The organism is Pseudomonas sp. RA_35y_Pfl2_P32, assembly GCF_963970735.1.
Classification (GTDB): domain Bacteria; phylum Pseudomonadota; class Gammaproteobacteria; order Pseudomonadales; family Pseudomonadaceae; genus Aquipseudomonas.
This window is the reverse complement of the sequence record NZ_CAXAQF010000254.1, coordinates 1-490: the sequence shown is the minus strand read 5'-3', so window position 1 is coordinate 490 and position 490 is coordinate 1. Positions and strand designations below refer to the sequence as shown.

General features: G+C 63.1%; 1 protein-coding gene. It reads left to right on the top strand.

What is annotated here, in order from left to right:
• Nucleotides 1–47: 47 nt before the first annotated feature.
• The coding region (locus AACY45_RS28135; RefSeq protein ID WP_339548740.1) for a hypothetical protein at nucleotides 48–490 on the top strand (443 nt) is incomplete at its 3' end.

The window sequence follows — 490 nt, the reverse complement described above, 5'->3', positions numbered from 1 at the left end:
AAATCCACGTCCTTCTGATCGACTAGCTGACGCACTTTACCGAGTTCATGTACCGCTTCCTGCGCAACCGCGTGCGCATGGTCGGCATCACGCTGCCGGCCGACTGTGTCGGCAAGTTCCCGCGCATCCTGTGCGGCTCGAACCCCGGCAATAGTGGGCATCTCTGGGTCAAGACGACCTTCATCACGGGCACGATGCCGCTCGTGATCCGCAAGATGCCGCCCTCGGAAGGCGGCATGCGGCGCCAGTTCATTCCGGCGCGCCTCGAAGACAACCCGTCGATGGCCAAGGACGATCCGAGCTACATGGATCGCCTTTCGGGCCTCGGGTCCGCCTCGCTCGTCAAGGCGATGCGTGATGGTGACTGGGATGTGGTCGACGGCGCGTTCTTCGACGAGTGGAGCAACCACCAGCATGTTCTCACGCCGTTCGCTGTTCCGCGCCATTGGCTGCGCTTCCGCTCTGGCGACTGGGGCTCTTTCAGCCCGTA